Source organism: Brevibacillus fortis, from assembly GCF_003013395.1.
In the GTDB taxonomy this organism is placed as follows: Bacteria; Bacillota; Bacilli; order Brevibacillales; family Brevibacillaceae; genus Brevibacillus; species Brevibacillus fortis.
On record NZ_PXZM01000010.1, the window covers coordinates 25,151 to 43,415 of the forward strand.

At 49.8% G+C, this 18,265-nt stretch carries 17 protein-coding genes; all 17 read left to right on the forward strand.

The annotated features are described in order from the left end of the window. The first annotated feature begins 29 nt into the window (after positions 1 to 29). Genes C7R93_RS07040 through C7R93_RS07120 form a run of 17 tightly spaced genes read left to right on the forward strand, consistent with a single transcriptional unit; the run spans position 30 to position 18,046 of the window. Positions 30 to 1,013 carry an NAD-dependent epimerase gene (locus tag C7R93_RS07040; RefSeq protein ID WP_106838144.1) on the forward strand — a complete coding sequence of 328 codons (984 nt, stop codon included), beginning with the start codon at positions 30 to 32 and terminating at the stop codon, positions 1,011 to 1,013. Next, entirely contained in the window at positions 1,006 to 2,286 is a 1,281-nt protein-coding gene (locus C7R93_RS07045; protein WP_244191467.1) for a nucleotide sugar dehydrogenase, read from the forward strand. Before C7R93_RS07040 ends, C7R93_RS07045 begins: the two co-directional genes overlap by 8 nt. 40 nt (positions 2,287 to 2,326) lie before the next feature. Further along, complete coding sequence (locus C7R93_RS07050; protein WP_106838146.1) at positions 2,327 to 4,222, forward strand: polysaccharide biosynthesis protein; 1,896 nt, start codon at positions 2,327 to 2,329, stop codon at positions 4,220 to 4,222. After that, entirely contained in the window at positions 4,219 to 5,307 is a 1,089-nt protein-coding gene (locus C7R93_RS07055) for an LCP family glycopolymer transferase (protein ID WP_106838147.1), read from the forward strand. The genes C7R93_RS07050 and C7R93_RS07055 overlap by 4 nt, the downstream gene beginning before the upstream one ends. Next, entirely contained in the window at positions 5,300 to 6,052 is a 753-nt protein-coding gene (locus C7R93_RS07060) for a YveK family protein (RefSeq protein ID WP_106838148.1), read from the forward strand. The genes C7R93_RS07055 and C7R93_RS07060 overlap by 8 nt, the downstream gene beginning before the upstream one ends. After that, positions 6,027 to 6,722 carry a CpsD/CapB family tyrosine-protein kinase gene (locus C7R93_RS07065; RefSeq protein ID WP_106838149.1) on the forward strand — a complete coding sequence of 232 codons (696 nt, stop codon included), beginning with the start codon at positions 6,027 to 6,029 and terminating at the stop codon, positions 6,720 to 6,722. The genes C7R93_RS07060 and C7R93_RS07065 overlap by 26 nt, the downstream gene beginning before the upstream one ends. Before the next feature lie 23 nt (positions 6,723 to 6,745). Beyond that, positions 6,746 to 8,143 carry a flippase gene (locus C7R93_RS07070; RefSeq protein ID WP_106838150.1) on the forward strand — a complete coding sequence of 466 codons (1,398 nt, stop codon included), beginning with the start codon at positions 6,746 to 6,748 and terminating at the stop codon, positions 8,141 to 8,143. A gap of 15 nt (positions 8,144 to 8,158) precedes the next feature. Beyond that, a complete protein-coding gene (locus tag C7R93_RS07075; protein WP_106838151.1) occupies positions 8,159 to 8,986 on the forward strand; it encodes a CDP-alcohol phosphatidyltransferase family protein in 828 nt (275 codons plus the stop codon). Further along, entirely contained in the window at positions 8,931 to 9,647 is a 717-nt protein-coding gene (locus tag C7R93_RS07080; protein WP_106838152.1) for a phosphocholine cytidylyltransferase family protein, read from the forward strand. The genes C7R93_RS07075 and C7R93_RS07080 overlap by 56 nt, the downstream gene beginning before the upstream one ends. After that, a complete protein-coding gene (locus C7R93_RS07085) occupies positions 9,648 to 10,850 on the forward strand; it encodes an O-antigen ligase family protein (RefSeq protein ID WP_106838153.1) in 1,203 nt (400 codons plus the stop codon). After that, positions 10,819 to 12,045 (forward strand): glycosyltransferase family 4 protein, encoded by a 1,227-nt coding sequence (locus tag C7R93_RS07090; RefSeq protein WP_106838154.1) that lies wholly within the window; start codon positions 10,819 to 10,821, stop codon positions 12,043 to 12,045. The genes C7R93_RS07085 and C7R93_RS07090 overlap by 32 nt, the downstream gene beginning before the upstream one ends. After that, positions 12,012 to 13,022 (forward strand): polysaccharide deacetylase family protein, encoded by a 1,011-nt coding sequence (locus C7R93_RS07095; protein ID WP_106838155.1) that lies wholly within the window; start codon positions 12,012 to 12,014, stop codon positions 13,020 to 13,022. Before C7R93_RS07090 ends, C7R93_RS07095 begins: the two co-directional genes overlap by 34 nt. After that, positions 13,006 to 13,653 (forward strand): sugar transferase, encoded by a 648-nt coding sequence (locus C7R93_RS07100; protein ID WP_106838156.1) that lies wholly within the window; start codon positions 13,006 to 13,008, stop codon positions 13,651 to 13,653. Before C7R93_RS07095 ends, C7R93_RS07100 begins: the two co-directional genes overlap by 17 nt. Then, positions 13,622 to 14,653 (forward strand): GNAT family N-acetyltransferase, encoded by a 1,032-nt coding sequence (locus tag C7R93_RS07105; RefSeq protein WP_106838157.1) that lies wholly within the window; start codon positions 13,622 to 13,624, stop codon positions 14,651 to 14,653. The genes C7R93_RS07100 and C7R93_RS07105 overlap by 32 nt, the downstream gene beginning before the upstream one ends. Next, entirely contained in the window at positions 14,650 to 15,822 is a 1,173-nt protein-coding gene (locus tag C7R93_RS07110; RefSeq protein ID WP_106838158.1) for a DegT/DnrJ/EryC1/StrS family aminotransferase, read from the forward strand. Before C7R93_RS07105 ends, C7R93_RS07110 begins: the two co-directional genes overlap by 4 nt. Beyond that, positions 15,815 to 17,086, forward strand: coding sequence for a type III PLP-dependent enzyme domain-containing protein (locus C7R93_RS07115; protein WP_106838159.1), 1,272 nt, complete (start codon positions 15,815 to 15,817; stop codon positions 17,084 to 17,086). The genes C7R93_RS07110 and C7R93_RS07115 overlap by 8 nt, the downstream gene beginning before the upstream one ends. After that, on the forward strand, positions 17,087 to 18,046 hold the full coding sequence (locus tag C7R93_RS07120; protein ID WP_106838160.1) for an ATP-grasp domain-containing protein: 960 nt from the start codon (positions 17,087 to 17,089) through the stop codon (positions 18,044 to 18,046). Positions 18,047 to 18,265 lie beyond the last annotated feature (219 nt).

Here is an 18,265-nt window from a genome sequence, read left to right on the forward strand (position 1 = left end):
CCGTATGAATAAGCAAAGAGGTGGATAGTATGTCGATTTTGGTGACAGGCGCTGCTGGATTTATTGGTTTTCATGTAGCACGACAGCTTTTGGAACAAGGACAGACGGTGTGGGGGGTAGATAATTGCAATGAGTATTACGACCCGGTTTTGAAGGGCAAACGACTGGAAATCCTCCAAGCGTATCCATCATTTCGTTTTGTCAAAGCGGATATTGCGGATCAGAGCAAAATGGACGAGTTGTTCCGAGAAATGGAGCCGGAGATTGTCATTCACTTGGCCGCTCAAGCGGGTGTCAGGTACAGTCTGGAAAATCCTCATGCTTATACGACTTCCAATATCACCGGGTTTCTGCACATTTTGGAAGGATGCCGACGGACGAAAGTCAAGCATTTGCTCTACGCATCCTCGAGCTCCGTCTATGGAGGGAATACAAAGCTACCATTTGCAGAGTACGATCCCGTAGATGAGCCGGTCAGCTTGTACGCAGCAACGAAAAAAGCCAATGAACTGATGGCCTATACCTATAGTCATTTATACGGATTGCCTGCGACGGGACTTCGCTTCTTTACAGTATATGGGCCTTGGGGACGACCCGATATGGCGCTCTATACGTTTACCAAGGCGATTTTGTCGGGAGAGCCTGTCCCCATTTTCAACTACGGCAAGATGACCAGGGACTTTACGTATGTGGACGATATCGTCGAAGGGATGATGCGACTGATGAATCGAATTCCCCGAAGGGAGGGGAGTAAGGCACCGCATGAGGTGTTTAACATCGGAAATCACCAGCCAATCGATTTACTTGTCTTTCTCTCGATACTAGAAGAGAAGCTGGGGAAAAAGGCTGTTCGCGACTATTTACCCATCCAGCCGGGGGATGTTCCTGCTACTTATGCGTCAGTGGAAGCTCTGTATGAGGCGACAGGCTTTCGGCCGAAAACACCAGTCGATGTGGGGATAGCCCGCTTTGTAGACTGGTACGTCAGCTATTATGGTGTCGCTCATGCGTAAAAAAGTGGGGGTAGTAGGTCTTGGATATGTAGGACTGCCTGTAGCGATTGCTTTTGGCCAGATGCTTCCGGTGGTGGGTTTTGACATCGATGAAAGACGCATACGCAATCTAGAGAGCGGAATGGACGAAACGGGTGAGATGTCGACAGATGAGCTGAAACGGGCCAACATCACGTATACAGATGACCCCGCAAGTCTCGCAGCGTGCGATTTTATCATCATAACGGTACCCACTCCTGTCGATTCTGCGAAACGGCCCGATATGCGGGCACTCATTCTCGCATCTGAAAGCGTTGGGCAACATCTGACTTCAGGGACCATCGTCGTCTATGAATCCACAGTCTATCCGGGGGCAACAGAAGAAATTTGTATTCCTGTATTGGAACAAGCGTCCGGGAAGCTGGCGGGGATTGATTTTTTCGTCGGCTACTCACCTGAACGAATTAATCCAGGGGATCGGGAGCGGAAATTGTCCCAGATCGTCAAGGTTGTTTCAGGGCAAGATCGCCAGACGTGTGAAACGATTGCCGAGATGTACGGGTTGATTGTAGAGGCAGGTATCCACAAAGCGCCCTCGATTCAGGTGGCTGAGGCAGCCAAGGTGATTGAGAACACGCAACGCGACATCAATATTGCCTTGATTAATGAGCTCTCGATTATTTTTGACCGCTTGGGCATTTCTACGGCAGATGTGCTCCAAGCCGCTCGAACGAAATGGAATTTCCTACCGTTCTCTCCAGGACTCGTCGGTGGTCATTGCATTGGCGTCGATCCGTACTATTTGACATACAAGGCGGAGAGTGTTGGTTATCATCCGCAGGTCATACTGGCTGGACGACGCATCAATGACGGAATGGGCAAGTTCGTCGCAACTTCACTCGTGAAGCAAATGATCTGGCAAAATATTGCGATTCAAGGCTCGCGGATTACGATTATGGGCATCACCTTTAAAGAAAACGTGTCGGACATTCGCAATAGTCGAGTCATCGACATTGTTCAGGAACTGAAGGAGTTCGGAGTAGAGGTCCAAGTGACCGATGAATTGGCTTGTCCAGAGCGGACGAGAGAGGAATACGGTATTCAATTGCGAGAGTGGGATGAACTGCAGCCTGCCCACGGAATTGTATTGGCCGTACCTCATGAGCGATATTTACACCTGGGATGGGAGGAGTTTGCCGGGCTCTTGCATCAGGGGCAAGGTGTCATCGCAGACGTGAAAAGCGTGCTAAATCGCGAAACATGCCCGGCAGAAATTAGTCTGTGGCGTTTATGATGACCAATCTTTGAATAACGATCACCTGGAGCGGATGAATATGAGCTACCGGAAGAGAAGATTCTGGTTAAGCTTATCGGACGCAGGAATTATCAGCTTGGCTGTCTGGTTGGCCTGCCTAGTTCGATTTGATTTTTCTTTCACTGAGATAAGCGAATATCAACCTGTGTATTTGATGATTGGCCACGTACTGTTCGTTGTGACAGGTATGCATTTTGCTCAACTCTATCGACCTGTTTTCCGCTATGTCAGTGTACGCGAACTGGTCTCGATCATTTTAGCCACGAGCTTTTCCGTTTTGGCTCTCTGTTTGGTACTAAAAATGACGTACGTGTTTGGTTGGTCCATCCGATTTCCCACCTCACTCTTTCTCATGACGCTAGCCTTTGTCTTGCTCGGGATCACAGGCTCCAGGTTTGTATGGAAATGGTGGTATGAAGAGCGGGAGAAAAGAACCCAGGATCGCAGGCGCACATTAATTATCGGGGCAGGCAGTGCAGGTGTGCTCGTAGCCCGAGAGATGAAAACCTCTCCTTTGTCGGAGCTGTGCCCAGTAGCCTTTATCGATGATGAGACCAGTAAACAAAATCTGCGCGTGTACGGTTTGCCCGTCGTAGGGAATCGGGATGACATCGCCCGCGTCGTGCAACGACTGTCCATATCAGACATCGTCATTGCAATGCCATCCGCTTCTCAGCAGACGATTAAGGAGATTTTCGATATTTGCAAAACGACGAGAGCGAGCGTCAAAATTTTGCCGCACGTAGCAGACATCATTAACGGAAAAATAACGATGAACATGATCCGAGATGTAGCGTTGGAGGATTTACTGGGAAGAGAGCCTGTTCAGGTCAATCTGGAAGAGATTACGGGGTACTTGCGGCAGCAAGTTGTACTTGTGACAGGAGCGGGTGGCTCGATTGGGTCCGAGCTTTGCAGACAAATAGCTAGATTTGGCCCCAGGAAACTACTTCTCTTGGGGAACGAAGAGAACGGCATTTTTGAAATGAGTCTGGAGCTCACGCGTTTGTTTCCTGAGCAGGAGACAGTCAGCCTGATTGCAGATATTCGTGACAGACAAAGAATCGCTTCCATTATGCATGAGTATCGTCCCGCCGTTGTTTTTCATGCGGCAGCTCATAAGCATGTGCCGTTAATGGAGAACAACCCGTGTGAGGCATTAAAAAATAACATTCTGGGTACGAAAAACGTTGCGGAATGCGCGCTGGAAACCAGCGTCTCTCATTTCATCCTGATCTCGACGGACAAGGCAGTGAATCCAACCAGTGTGATGGGTGCCACAAAAAGGATCGCTGAGCTTCTGATTCAGGGTTATAACCATTTCGGACTTACTCGGTTTGCGGCTGTTCGTTTTGGAAATGTCCTGGGGAGCAGGGGAAGTGTCGTTCCCGTTTTTCTCAATCAAATACGCGCAGGTGGACCGGTTACCATTACACATCCTGATATGGAGAGATTTTTCATGACCATTCCTGAGGCTGCCCAGCTCGTCATCCAGGCGGGAGCACTCGCTCAGGGAGGGGAGATATTCATTCTCGATATGGGGAAACCGGTCAAAATTGTCGATATGGCCCTCGACCTGATCCGCTTGGCAGGCTTGGAGCCGGTGACGGATATTCCAGTCGTCTTCACGGGAATTCGTTCGGGCGAGAAGTTGTACGAAGAAATTTTGACGGCTGAAGAAGGCTTGTCGTCTACCTGCCATAATCGCATTTTCATTGGGAAGCCGCTCGATTTTTCATGGAATGAGCTATTGGCAGGAATCGCTCGGTTGGAGCAAATTGCAGACAAAGGAGCGACGATGGAGGACAAACAATCCATCATCGAGATTTTGCAAGGGATCGTTCCTGGCTATCAATCCACTTCTTACGTGAAGGAAGAATCTACGACAGTCCCTTATCAAGTGGCGATCGGATGAGCGTCAGCAAATGGAAGGAAAGGATCACCACGATCAAGTGGAAGCGGCTGATCGCATGGGGAGGGTTGATTTGTCTCATTAGCTTGAGTGGTTATGGTGTGTATGTCTATCTGTCGTTAAAAGAAACGGCCAGTAAAATGTACCTCCCTGTCCGCACGCAGAAATCGATCGACATACCTGTAGCGACCGAACCAGCATCTGTGAGACAATCGCCAACCATGAATTCACAAGAAGCAGCTACACCGCCTGCGGTTGAAGTGGAGAACTCCGCTATCTTGCCCAAAGAACCGATCACCCTGCTGCTTCTTGGCGTTGATGAGCGCGAGAATGACAAGGGGCGCTCTGATGTCATCCTCGTACTCTCCGTCAACCCGAAAACAAAATCTGCTTTGCTCATCAGCATACCGCGTGATACGCGAACAGCTATGGCTCACAAAGATACCCAGGATAAGATCAATCACGCATATGCATTCGGCGGAGTGCAGCAGGCAGTAGACACCGTCGAGCAGTTTCTCCAATTTCCCATTGATTACGTGGTGACCGCGAATATGGAAGGATTCGCAGGTGTGATCGATGCGCTGGGAGGAGTGGAAGTCAACAACAAGCTTGCCTTCACTTATGCGGATTACACCTTTCCAATCGGTCCCATCCAGTTAGACGGGAAGCAAGCGTTGGTCTACGCTCGCATGCGCTACGAAGATCCGAGAGGCGACCTCGGGCGCAATGAAAGACAGCAGGAAATCATCAAGGCATTGCTGGATAAAGGCATGACCCTTGCGTCGCCTACCAGATTGAATGACGTCCTTACGACGATGGAGCAATACGTGAAAACAAACATGACCTTTGATGTGATGAAACAGCTTGCCTTGAGCTACAGCACGGCAGTTACCTCCGTCGAAACGATTCGTTTGGAAGGAAAGGGACAAATGATCAATGGAATCTACTACTATATCGTCAGCCCGCAAGAGCGTGAGAAGTTGACCGAGAGTCTTTCGACTTTTTACAAACAAATCGAACCTCCCGTACAACTGCCGAAAGAAGGAAGTGACAGCATGGCGGGGCAAAGGGGGAAGCAGAATGAATGAGGAGCTTAATCTTCGAGAAATACTCTTGGTGTTGTTGAAGCGCTGGAAGCTGATCCTTTTGATCACCTTTTTGTGCACCATCGGAACAGCGCTCGTGAGCTTCTATTTACTGACACCGATTTATCAGGCAAAGACGGAAATATTAGTGAATCGCTCGCTTGATTCAACCGTAGAGAGCGTGCTATCCGTCGGGGAAATTGATTCAAACCTGAAATTGATTGAGACCTATCGCGTCATTATTGAAAGTCCGCGGGTGATGGAACGCGTGCTCGAAGTGATAGGGGCCGGCGCCACGATGGAGGATCTGCTGCTTCAAACAAAGGTGGAGCCAGTCAAAGACTCGCAGGTTATTTCTATTACGGTGGAAGACCCGGATCAGGGAAGAGCTGTGCTCATCGCCAATACAATCGCGACGACCTTTCAGGAAGAAGTAGTGAAAATGCTTAGCATGAATAACGTGCATATTTTGGCAGAAGCCCGAAACAATCCGGCGGCCGTTCCAGTGAGCCCAAAACCTATCCTCAATTCGGTGATCGCCTTTGTCCTCGGCTTGGCAACGTCTGTAGTCGTCGTCTTCTTGATAGTACAAATGGATACCCGACTTCAATCGGAAAAAGAAGTGGAGGAGTATTTAGGTTTACCTGTATTGGCAACCATTGCGGTGATCGACAAAAAAACACGGAAGGCATTTCGCCAGCCCAAGGTGGAGGAAGTGAGGAATGAGTATGAGAAGGCAGAAGCCTGATGATCGTTACCAAAAGCTGATTGCCCATTGGGAACCGCTGTCTCCGCTGGTCGAGGGCTACCGTACCCTTCGCTTAAACATTCAGTTTTCCATGGGCGACAAGATGATGCAAACGATTTTAGTCACCAGTCCAGGGGCTTCTGAGGGAAAAACGATCACCGCTGCCAACCTGTCGTTGATGATGGCAAAGGATCACAAAAAAACGGTGCTGCTTGATTTTGACTTGCGCAATCCGCGAGTACATTTCACCTTTGATATGCCGAATCTTTATGGGATCAGTTCTTATTTTTCGGATATGTGCCAAATTTCCGATATTGTTCAACCGTCTGGGGTATCAGAGCTGTCGATCATTACAGCCGGGCCGATCCAGCATAATCCGGCGGAAATGCTCGGTACGCAAAGGCTTTTGGAATTGATGACATACCTGCGCCAAAACTTTGATTTTGTGATTGTCGACAGCCCGCCATTAATCGTAAGCGACGCAATGGTGCTGGCGAGGGAAATGGACGGTTGTGTCATGGTCGTAGACGCAAGCAAGACGAAGCGGGATTCTGCTGTCAAAGCGGTAGAGCAGTTGAAAGCGGCTGGAGCCAACCTGCTCGGTGTTGTTCTCAACAACAAAAAGGTAGGGAAGAGAGAAGGCTACTACGGTTATGGGTACAACGTTTAGCAGAAAGCGGGGCGTTTGTAGGCATGCATGCCCTCAAATTGGCTTGGCAACGACAATGGAGCCGTCTGCATAAAGATCGCGATGTTCTCGAAGTGATTCGTGGTTCGGCCTTCACGTTTTTGTTTCGGCTCCTTGGCTTCGTGCTGCTCTATCTCTTGCAGTTTTATATTGCCAGAGAGTATGGAGCCGAGAGCCTTGGCATCTATTCGCTGACGATCACCTTGATGAACATTGGAATGGTGCTGGCCGTATTGGGGACGGATACAGCCATGATCCGCTTTCTCTCGGAGTTTCGCGCGAAAGGTTCGCTTTACCAGATTTCCGAAGTCTTCAATAAAGTACTGCTATGGACGACGCTGATTTCGCTTGTACTCGGAGTACTTTTGCATGTGTTCTCGGAGCAGGTGTCTACCTACGTGTTTGCAGGGGAACTGCCAGCAGAGGCACTGCGAGTCGTTGCGTGGATGCTTCCGTTTGTGTCACTCGCAAGACTGTATGCTTCTGCGTTTCGTGCACTGCATCGGGTTGTCATCTCTATCACTGTCGATATCGTCGGTATGCGTTTTCTGCACTTGGTGTTTCTTTTCATCGCCATTCCTCTATTCGAACCCAGTACGATGCTTTTGATTCAACTGCTCGCGGCTGCTGTTATCTTGAATGCCGTATATGGGATGGGGCAGTGGTATGCTGCCAGCCGAGGATTCCGTAAAGGTGTACAGGCGAAGACGGGAGAGCCGGGCGTTGGGATGAAGGAAATTATTGCAGTCGCGCTGCCCATGTATCTCAGTGCGTCGATGGAATTGATTATGACGTGGACAGATATGATCATGTTGGGCATTTTTACGGATGCAAAAACAGTCGGAGTATACAGTGTGGTCATTCGCCTGGCAATGGTGACGGGCTTCGCACTGATTTCCATCAATACAATCCTCTCTCCCAAGTTCTCTGAACTGTACGCTCGTAATGATATGGACGGTTTGAAAAAGATGATTGTGTTCGCCAACCGCTTAATTTTCTTCACCTCTGCTCCTCTCAATCTACTTGTGGCTATATTTGCTGTTCCGTTGCTCACTTTTTTTGGCGAAGAATTTGCGAGTGAGAGCCTCGTCCTTGTGATTCTGTGCATGGGGCAGTTTGTCAATTTTTGCACAGGCAGTGTTATCCCCTTATTGACGATGACTGGGCATCAAAAAACGGCCCGTAACATTCTTGTCTGTTCAGCTGCACTAAACATAATCGGAAACGCTTGTCTCATCCCGCTGTATGGAATTATCGGGGCCGCCATTGCTACTTCGATCAGCCTGATCTGTCGAGATCTTTGTGCTTCGTATTGGGCATCCAAATATTTTGGTTTTCGCACGTGGTATATCCCGTTTTTGTCTGAAAAATATTCCGTCTCGCTCCAAGAGACGAGGTCATAAAGAAGGTGGCTTACCGTGAAGGATGAGCTGTATCCGTCTATGTTTTGGGATAGTGAAGAGACACGCCATTGCCGTGGGCAGGTGCAGAAGCCGTGGAGCAGGGAGGAGTTTTGGTCGTACTACTTTACACGTCGCATCTCCATCTACGTGAGCTTATTGCTGACCCGAAAAACACAAATATCCCCCAACGCGATTACGATTGGGGGGATTGTCGCCGGACTCTTTAGCGCCGCTGCATTTATGTACGGAACGGCGGCATCCTTTCTGCTCGGCTGCTTACTCTGTCAGGTGTGCTACTTGGCAGATTGCGTCGACGGGGAAGTAGCTCGAATGCGCAACCAGAAGAGCAAGGGAGGAGAATGGCTGGACATCGGGCTCAACTATGCACTCTACCTGGTGTCATTCGGGGTGATATACGGCATCACGAATCACCACGCGATGCTGGGTCCGTGGCTGCTCTATTTGATCCTGCTCACTATTTTTGCAGAGATTCTAGCGACCAATGGCTCTGATCTCGTATTCAGTCAGGGGAAAATCTCTCACGAAACGGTCTCTATGAGAAAGCGCAGCAAATGGATCGATGCTTTTGTCTTCCTTTTTCTTACCCAAACGGGCTATCAGTTGGGGGTGCTGATTACTGCGTTTCTGTGGGCAATCAGCGGTCAGATGCTATTTTTGCTCCTATGGACCTTCTACCACCTGTTCGTCGGACTGGCCAGATCGATGTACAAGCTGAAGCTGAACATCAAATACGTCACGCCATCTCTGAAAGAAGGAGGGGAGTCGGATGAAGGCACTGCTCATGGCAGCAGGTCTCGGGTCACGAATCAACGGGCAAATTGATGGAATTCCCAAGTGTACAGTGAATATTGGAAACCAAGCGCTCATTGAAAATACAATAGCTGAGCTAAAGTGCCACGGAATTGATGAGATCGCGATTGTGGTTGGCTATCAAGCCAACGTGATTACCGAGCTGCTCAGAGATGAACCTATTCGTTTTTATCACAATCCTTTTTATGATCGGACGAATAGTATGGTGTCTCTCTGGTTCGCCCGCGAGTTTTTGCAAGGCAGCGACTGCTTGCTGTTGAACGCTGACGTTTACTTTGAATCGAAGGTGCTGGAAGTCGTTTTGCAAGAGACCGCGAGTCCTGTCATGTTTGCTGATCCAGCACGATGCCATGAGGGAGATTACAAATTTGGCTATGAAAACGGACTGCTGCTCTGTCATGGAAAGGATCTTCCTCTGGAGGAGACAACTGGCGAATACGTAGGCATCGCCAAACTTCAAGAGAGCTTTCTGCCGATATTTTTAAGTCGATTACAGAGGTTGATTCAGGAGAAGCAGTATGATTTGTGGTGGGAAAATGTTCTCTATTCTTTTTTGGGCGAAAGGAATGTGTATGTCGCACAAATACCACCGGAATTGTTTTGGGCAGAGGTTGATACGTGGGAGGATTATCGGCGAATCCTGCAATTCACCAACCATCTGGCGCACAGGTAAATGATGATCAAGGAGAAGCTCTCACCGGACAAGATCCTTCTTTTGCTCTATGTGGTGCTCAAGCCCTTCTACTTCTTCTCCAGCGGCAGTCCGCAAATCGCCGATTTTATTATGCTCATCTTGATCGCCTACAGCTTCCTGTTTCGCCTGGGGCGGGTCAACCGCAGACTCGGACTTTTTCTTCTCGTTACCTTTCTGTTTTTGTACGACATTATGATGGTCAATGGCTTATGGGCGATTGCACTCGGCGGGGAAATGGATGTATTCAGTTCGACCAAGTGGTACTTGTACAACGGAGCCGTGATGCTTGCACTGGTAATTTTGTTCAGGCGCAATCCTCAAGAGTACGTGAAATGGGTCTTTCTGGCAACGTCCACTTCCTTGCTCGTTCAGGCATTCATCCTCGTGTCAGGACTGTCACCGGATAGCGACGAGTTCAGGCAATCGTTGTTCTTTAACAATCCGAACCAGCTCGGCTATTTTGGGCTTTTGTGCATGGGAATTTGTCTGCTGTGTGCACGCTTCGTATCCGTGAAGACCCTTCCTCTCTTTATTGCGATCGGCACGGCGTTCAGCATTATTGCAGCGTCCTTGTCGAAAGCAGCGATCATTAGTGCCGTAGGGATGTACCTCGTTTTTTTGCTCCTTTCCATCAAAGAACGAACGGGCTTGTTTTGGATGAATCTGCTGTGTGTGCTCGTCTCGTCCTTCACCGTCTTTTTCATCTATTTGTACACCAACGAAAACGTGCTGAGCGATGCATCTATTTACACACAAATCGAAGAGCGGATGGTATCACTCGGGGAAGATTCGGATGATAATTTGGCAGCGCGGGGCTATGACCGGATTGCCAACCATCCGGAGTACATTTTGTTCGGAGCAGGGGAAGGGATGTACGAGCGATTTAACAGCAGTATTTCATTGGAGCTCCATTCTACCTTAGCGAATCTGTTCTTCTCCTACGGTGTAATGGGCACGGTGCTGTTCATTCTCGTGATCTATGGGGCGGTGCGCGGGCATCGATTGGTTGCTTTGTATCCGCTTGTCTTCCAAATTTTGTACGGACTCACTCATAACGGGATTCGCGAAACATTTTTCTGGATCATGCTCGCGCTGTATTTCGTGACAGCCGAAATAAATACGCGTCAGATCAAAAATGGCGGTGATCTGCATGAAAAAAATCTTGCAAGTATGCGCAATTGACCGCTCTGTAGAAAGCTTGCTGTTTCCTCTGATTGAAAAGCTGATGGGCGAAGGCTACGAGGTGCATACCGCATGCTCGGATACGGGGCGCTTTGATGCGCTAACAGCAAAGGGATTGACGCTCAGAAGGATACCGATTAAGCGAAAGATCGATCCAATTTCCAATTTGGTAACGATTTGGGCATTGTATCGACTGATGAAAAGGGAGAAGTATGATGTCGTGCATGTTCATACGCCGATTGCCGCAGTTCTCGGGCGCGTGGCAGCACGGCTGGCAGGAGTGCCGCATGTCATTTACACAGCGCATGGCTACTTCTTTCATGAGGGTATGAGCAAAAGAACGTATCAGATGTACTACACGCTGGAAAAATGGTTTGCCCGGCATATGACCGATTATCTTTTGCTTCAGAGTCAAGAAGATTACGAGTTAAGTGTGAAGGATGGTTTCTCCTCTCAGAAGGAGCGGATTATGCACATTGGCAACGGCGTTGATCTCACAGAACGCTTTCACCCGCGACACGTAACGAGAGAAGAGATCCAGTCTATCAAGGCCTCACTGGGGCTGCGTGATGATCATGTGGTGATCACCTATGTAGGACGTATGGTTTCGGAAAAAGGCATTTTTGAGCTGTTGGAAGCCTTTCGCAAGCTGGCTGCTGAATTTCCGCGCCTGCGCCTATTGTTGGTGGGAGACGTGTCTTCCAGTGAACGCGATCAACGAGGGCAAGACTTCGTAGAGCTTTGCCGCCAGCATCCGCAAATCATTCTGACTGGATTTCGCACGGACATCCCAGAGCTGATGGCCACAAGCGATATATTTGTTCTTCCCTCTCACCGCGAAGGGCTGCCTCGTTCCATCATCGAGGCGATGGCTATGGCGAAACCGATCGTCGCCACGAATATCCGTGGATGTCGGGAAGAAGTCAGGGACGGTGTAAACGGATTTTTAGTAGAACCGAAACAGGTAGGTCCATTGTATACAGCATTAAAAAGGCTCGTAGTCGATTCCAGACTCAGAGAAGCATTCGGACAGAACAGCCGTAGTATCGCGCTTGAGCACTTCGATGAAAGAACTGTCCTTGCGAAGCAGGCGGCGCTTTTTGCCCAACTGACTGGTCAGCGAGAAGAAAGCGGGCAGGAGAAAGGAGGTAGCGGAGAAGATTGGACAAGACGGGAGCATTCGTCATTTCCCTAGACTTTGAACTTTACTGGGGCGTCCGAGACAAGAGAACCATTCAGTCCTATGAGCAAAATTTGGTAGGCGTTCGTCAAGTGATCCCCGCACTTTTGGAGTTGTTTGCCAAGTATGAAATGCACGTCACCTGGGCTACTGTCGGTTTTTTGTTTTGCGAGTCGCGCATGGAGCTTTCAGGCGTCATCCCACGGCATCTTCCGGCGTATTCCGATGGAAAGCTGTCACCCTATCCTTATATAGAGGCAGAGGCGATAGGAGAGCATGAGCAGGTCGATCCGTATCACTTTGCTCCTTCCTTGATCAAGCTGATCTCCTCTTACCCGCATCAATTCATCGGAAGTCACACTCTTTCCCACTATTATTGTCTAGAGCCGGGCCAGACGCCCGAAGCTTTTGCTGCTGACCTTGATTCCTTTCAAAGAGTGACTCGCAAAAAAGGATACTCCCCTTCGAGCATCGTTTTTCCGCGAAATCAGGTGCAGCCTGCCTATTTATCGTTGTGCAAGAAAAAGGGGTTTCGCTCCTATCGCGGCAATGAGCAGTCTTGGATGTACCACACAAGAGGGGCTGCCGAAGAGACATTGTTCAAACGAGCCATGCGACTGATGGATACGTATGTAAATCTATCCGGTCATAACAACTATGAAACCTTGCGGCGAAGTCCGGAGGGAATGGTTGATGTTCCATCCAGTCGGTTTTTGCGCCCTTATCATCCACGGCTGCACTGGTTGGAAAAATGGCGCTTGAAAAGAATCAAAAGGGATCTGACTCATACGGCGAAGCACAATCGTTTGTATCATTTGTGGTGGCATCCGGAGAATTTTGGGAATCACATCGAAGAGAATCTGTCCTTTTTGGAGGAAATACTCCAGCATTACTCCTTGTTACGCGAAAGGTACGGCATGCAAAGCCTCAGCATGGAGGAAGCGTCAGCGAAGTGGAATCAACAGGAGGTGCGGCATGAAGTCCTTGTTTGATCGTTGCGTCTCTTTCCTGATGCTCGTCATGCTGTCCCCGCTGATTTTGCTAGTGAGTTTGCTCATCCGCTGGAAGCTGGGATCTCCGGTATTGTTTGTACAAGAGCGGCCAGGTTTGCGCGGAAAACCTTTTTTCATCTATAAATTTCGCACGATGACCAATGAGCGTGATGAGACTGGAGAGCTTCTCTCTGACGAGCAGAGACTGGGAACATTCGGAACGCTTTTGCGCAAGTATAGCTTGGATGAACTACCGCAATTATGGAATGTGCTTCGGGGTGAAATGAGCCTTGTAGGGCCGAGACCGCTACTGATGGAGTATCTGCCTCTGTACACGCCGCGGCAGTTGAAGCGACACGACGTGAAGCCTGGGATTACAGGCTGGGCGCAGGTCAACGGGCGAAATGCGATTGACTGGGAGCAAAAGTTCGAGCTGGACGTCTGGTACGTAGAAAATGGCAGCTTTTTTCTGGATATGCGGATTATCGGTCTGACGATCAAGCGTGTTTTTCAATCGACAGGCATAAATCAGCAGGGCAGCGTCACGGTAGAAGACTTCAGAGGGAGTGAAAACACAGAGCGCGCTGGGAGGGAAGCATGTGAGCCTGATCGTACTTTCGGAACAGGATGATTGGACCGAATATTTGCGACGCTTTGTTCATTTGGACGTGACCTACACGAAAGAATACGTACAGCTGTACGCCAAAATGGAGCAGGGCACACCAGAAGCTGTTTTTTTCAAGAGTGGGGAGAACGAGGTTTTCTACCCGTATTTGGTCAGACGTCTGGATGGATTGATTCCCGGCTATGCCGATTTGGTTTCGATTGGATACGGAGGGCCTTTCGTCATGGGGGGTCAGACGGCTGCTCGATTGTTCCAAGAGCAGTTCCACGTCTACTGTCGGTACAAAAACTATCTGACGGAAACGGTTCGCTTTCATCCGTTGCTCGGAAATGCAGAGCTGTTCGCGGGTCAAATGCGACTGGATCTGGTGAGGATGGTAACGGCGGTTGATTTGCGCCCTACACTCGCATACATTCGCGCCCACTATACGCAAAACGTCGGACGAAATATGAAGAAGGCCGCGGCAAACGATGTCTCGGTAACATTGGGCGGAACTGATTGGCTTCATTCTTTTATCCAGCTGCATAAAGAGACGATGGACCGCAATCAAGCCGAAGCGCACTACTACTATGCACCGGAATTTTTTGTGGGACTCATGAAAAAAACAGTGCTGTGCAAGCCGCGGCTTCTGCTCGCCATGCATGAGAATCGGCCAGTGGCGGGAGTGCTTTTGCTCAGTGGAAATCAATTCGCCCATTATCAGCTAGGGGCATCTCATACGGAAGATATGGCGCTTGGCGTCAACCACCTCCTCTTCGACGCTATGATCCAACAGGCAAAGCTGGATGGAGCGGAGCTGCTTCTCCTTGGAGGAGGAAATCTGGACGGAGATGGCTTGTTCCGTTTCAAGTCCTCGTTTGCAAATGGCAATCATTTTCCGTACTGGATGGGCAAAAAAGTGCACGATGAGGAAGCGTATTTGGCCTTGTGCCAAAAACTACAGGTCGATCAGGCTGGCGAGCAAGATTTTTTTCCTGCCTATCGCAATGGGGGGACATCGCAATGAGTGCGAACAAGCGGATCTTTTTATCACCGCCACATATGGGGGAGGATGAGCGGGACTTGGTGGCAGATGCCTTTGCCTCCAATTGGATCGCTCCGTTGGGGGAACACGTCGATGCTTTTGAGCGAGAGATCGCCCAATATGTGGGTGTAAAAGCTGCACTGGCGGTTTCCTCTGGTACGGCTGCTATCCATCTCGGACTTAGGCTAGCGGGAGTCGCTCCGGGTGATACCGTGTTCTGCTCTACCCTCACCTTTGTCGCCAGTGCCAATCCGATTTTGTACCAAGGAGCAACTCCGGTATTCATTGATTCCGAAGAAGGTTCTTGGAATATGTCGCCGCAGGCATTAGAGCGAGCCCTGCGGGAAGCAGCGGGGGCGGACGAGTTGCCCAAGGCGGTTGTCATCGTCAATTTATATGGGCAGAGTGCAGATATGGGGCCGTTAATTGCGCTTTGTGAGCAGTATGGAGTGCGCGTGGTGGAAGATGCAGCAGAATCGTTAGGGGCTGTATACAAGGGGAGAATGAGCGGTGCCTTTGGTCATGTTGGGACCTTTTCATTTAATGGCAATAAAATCATGACGACCTCAGGTGGCGGAATGCTCGTCTCCGATGACGTTGAGGCGATCGAAAAGGCGCGCTTTTGGGCGACGCAGGCGAAGGAGCCAGCCAGGTATTACCAGCATGAAGAGATGGGCTACAACTATCGGTTGAGCAACGTACTGGCGGCGATAGGCCGTGGGCAGCTGCGCGTCTTGGAGGAGAGAATCCATACAAGGCGAGCGATTTACAAGCGTTATGAACAAGCTCTCGGACAATTGCCTGGTATTTCGTTCATGCCAGAGCCAGCAACAGGGCGATCCACACGATGGCTGACGGTGATGACACTGAATCCAGCGGACACAGCACTCTCTGCTGCACAATTGATCGATGCACTGGGCAAAGAAAATATCGAAGCCCGTCCCGTATGGAAGCCGATGCATCTTCAACCGTTGTTCGCGCAGTGCCAATACTATCCGCACCAGCCAGATGAGAGTGTGTCAGATCGGTTATTTGCGCAAGGTGTTTGCTTGCCGTCCGGTTCCAGCTTGACCATTGAACAACAAGAGCGAGTCATCGGTGTTATCACGAACTGCCTCCTGAACAAGGAACAGGGGGTGCGCCGTGTATAGTTATGAGCAGTTAGAAAAATGGCGTAGTCTCTGCTCGTCTTCTTTTTACGTGCTGGACACAGTGAAGCTCGCGGAGAACTATCGTCGTTTCCAACGGGCTTTTTCTCGACGCTATGAGCATGTAGTCATCGCGTATTCCTATAAGACCAATTACTTGCCGTTTTTATGCCAAAAGCTGCATCAGTTAGGGGCGCATGCAGAGGTCGTTTCTCGACTGGAATACGAATTGGCCCAGAAGCTCGGCGTCGATCCTGCGTCCATCATTTTTAACGGCCCGCTCAAAACAGAAGCGGACATCCACCTTGCCCTGCAGCAGGGGAGCCTGATCAATCTGGATTCCTTTTCGGAAATACCGTGGGTTGTGGCCTATGCCAAGCAGTATCCCGAGCAGACGGTTCGAATTGGGCTACGGATTAATGTGGATTTGGCTAGGGGTGGAGTGAGTCCTCTGCAAAATGGGTACGAGGTCAGCCGATTTGGTTTTTGCGTCGAAAACGGCAATTTGGAAAAAGCCTTGAGCCAGTTGGCTGTCGCCCCGAATGTACACGTAGTCGGGCTGCATGGGCACTTTTCCACCAATCGCAGTGTCGGTGTGTATCGCCAAATTACGCGCCATCTATGCCGCTTGGGGAAAGAACATTTGGGAGAGCGGCTTGCTTTTATCGATATTGGAGGCGGATTTTATGGTGAGCTCCCGACCTCGTTTGGGATGACCGCTGCTCCCACCTTTGAGGAGTACGCCGAAGCGATTACGTCTGTCGTGAAGGAGGAGCTGGCAGAGCTGGATCATGCTCCAATGTTGATTCTGGAGCCGGGTATTTCACTCGTGGCAGATGCCCTTGATTTCGTTTGCCAAGTCATCGATGTAAAAGAAAACAGAGGAGAGCGGTTTGTTCTCGTGGATGGGAGCATTCACAATGTCAAGCCGACGATGCACACGCACCTTTTGCCAGCACGACTTGTGTGCAACCGCAAGCCAGTCCCTGAAGCGAGCTATCATGTCGTCGGGTATACGTGCATGGAAAAAGATTATCTGCTTCAAGGCTACACGGGGCCTTTGCCTGATATCGGGGATTATTTTGTCTTCGGACATGTTGGGGCTTATACGCTCGTCTTTAATCCACCGTTTATTCGGGAGAGGCCGCCAGTTCTTGCCATCGACGGAAATGAAGCAATCATTGTCAGGGGCAAAGAGACTCTCCACCAATTCATTCCCGAATCGGTATATCGTTTTCACGTTGACAAGCAGGGGGTAGTGAACTGAATGAACGTACTTGTGACCAGTGTAGGCAGACGAGTCAAGCTGCTCCACTATTTTGTACGCGAATGGGGTAACACTGGCAAAATCATAGCAATCGACTGCGATCCGACGGCCCCGGCCCTGTACGCTGCCCATCATCACGAGCAGGTGCCGCGTATCGATGATCCTGGCTATCTCGATGCTCTGCTGCAAATTTGCCAACGGTACGAGATCAAGGCAATCCTTTCCCTTATAGACCCTGAGCTGACCCTGTTGGCTGCGCATGCAGAGCGTTTCTACATGCAGGGCATCGAGGTGATCGTGTCCAGCCGGGATGTTGTCGAGATGTGCTTGGATAAGATGGCAACGTATGACTTTTTGTCCGCGCACCAGATTCCCGCGATTCCTACCTTTACCAAAATGGATGAGGTACAAGCCGCGCTTTTAGCAGGGAAGATTACGTATCCATTGATCGTCAAGCCGCGGTATGGAAGTGCCAGTTTGGGCATCACACGTGTGGAGAAAGATCAAGATTGGACTGTACTCATGGAAAACACGGAGGAGGTCGTCATTCAACCTTTCTTACAGTCGGAGGAGTACGGAGTAGATGGCTATGTGGATTTGATCTCGGGGGAGCTGGTGACACTTTTCACCCGAAAAAAGCTGCGTATGAGGGCAGGGGAGACGGATCGCTCCCTTGCGGTAAAAGATCCGCGTTTGCTATCACTAGCGAAGGAACTCATTCGTGCCCTAGAGCCGCGTGGGCCAATTGACATCGATTGTTTTTTGGTGGGAGATCAGTACGTTGTGTCGGAGATCAATCCCCGTTTTGGCGGCGGGTATCCGCATGCTCACGAAAGTGGAGTGAACATCGTACGTGCGCTTCTCCAAAACGTAAAAGGTCTGGTGAATGTCCCAAAATTAGGGGAGTACAAAGAAGGAAGCATCATGATGAAATATGATGAGGTCATGCTGTTGGAGTGAACGCAACCATCGGCATTCATGAGCGGGGCATGGGCAGGAAGCAAAACGGAGTTCCTGCCCTCTCCCTGCATTCCGGCACCAACATATAATTGTACCAGTATATTTCTCTACTGTGCTACAATCATAGTTGGGCGTCCATTATAGTCGCTCACTTGATTGAAGGTCAGGAGTGTTACTTGTTATGGTTATGATCCAGTTCGTTCGTAATCGGTAATGTGA